General features: G+C 62.0%; 1 protein-coding gene. It reads right to left on the bottom strand.

The window, feature by feature from the left end; translation table 11 throughout:
• Nucleotides 1–58 precede the first annotated feature (58 nt).
• The coding region (locus PQQ52_RS34595; protein WP_408221522.1) for an IS481 family transposase at nucleotides 59–1,171 on the bottom strand (1,113 nt) is incomplete at its 5' end.

The following is a 1,171-nucleotide window of genomic DNA, read 5'->3' as shown; positions in this document are numbered from 1 at the left end:
GTGTATAGACCGGGGACATGGTTGACAGACGTGCGGGGACATCATTGACACTTTATGGTCAGGGATTTTCGCTCCTCAGGTCAAGGGTGAGGATGCGATGATGGGCAAACCAGAATTCAAATACGCCGTCTTCACCCTGCTTTGCGCGTGCCGCAACCGGCAACCCATAAAGTGCCTTCGAGACCCTCAGGTGCCGTCCTTCAAAGCGTAACTGGCCATTTGATTTGACCCGCAGCACCACATCATCCGGGCCGTACTCCGGCTCCAGCAGGATCGACGGGTACGCCCGCGGGCTCGGCCGGTAACGGATGATCGGTGTGTCCATGCCGATCGCCTCATGCGGGCGCTCGCAGTTATAGATGGTGCGCCAGCGGTCCAGTTCCTGTTGCACGTGCTGCTGGGTGGCGAAGCTTCGTCCGTTCAGTACTTCAGCCTTCAGCGTGCGGTGAAACCGCTCATCCTTGCCGTTAGTCTGCGGGTGGTAAGGCCGGCTGTAGCTGATGCGGATGCCCAGCCGGATCAGCCAGACGGCCAGTTCGGTGAGCTGCCCCGGACTGCCGGGCGAACCCCACGGCGAGCCGTTATCGGTGTTGATGCGCAATGGCAGGCCGTAGTGTCCAAACGCCTCGCGTAAGCCCGCCTGCACGGTAGTGGTGTCGGTTGGCCCACAGGCGCGCAGCAGGATGCTGAAGCGCGAGTGGTCGTCGAGTACCGTCAGGGGACTGCAACGCTCCTTCTGGAGGGTCTCGAAGTGCCCCTTGAAGTCCATCTGCCAGAGTACGTTGGGCTGCTCGTGCTCAAAGCGCTTCCAGGGTTCGCTCATTGCGGAATCGGCCGGCAGGATCAGGTTGTGCCGGTGCAGGATGTCGGTCACGGTGCTGGGCTGTGGTGCCGCCTCAAAGCCCAGATCCCGCAGGCGCCGGCTGATCTTGCGCCCGCCCCAACGCGGATGGGCCTGGCGCAGCCGCACCACTTCCTGCTCCATGGCAGCGGGGGTCTTCGAGGGACTGCTGGCAGGGCGCCGGGAGTGATCTGACAGCGAGTCTTCGCCGCGTTTGAGCCATTTGTAGCCGGTCTGCCGGCTGATGTTAAAGCGCTGGCACAGTTCGGTGATCGTCAGGGTGTCCTGACTGGCCAGATGAACAAATTCCTGTCTGAGGCTCATGGTGTC

The sequence above is a fragment of the Paraburkholderia sediminicola genome (assembly GCF_046030555.1).
GTDB classification, from domain to species: Bacteria; Pseudomonadota; Gammaproteobacteria; order Burkholderiales; family Burkholderiaceae; genus Paraburkholderia; species Paraburkholderia sediminicola_E.
The sequence above is the reverse complement of the archived record's forward strand: the minus strand, read 5'-3'. Positions and strand labels throughout refer to the sequence as shown.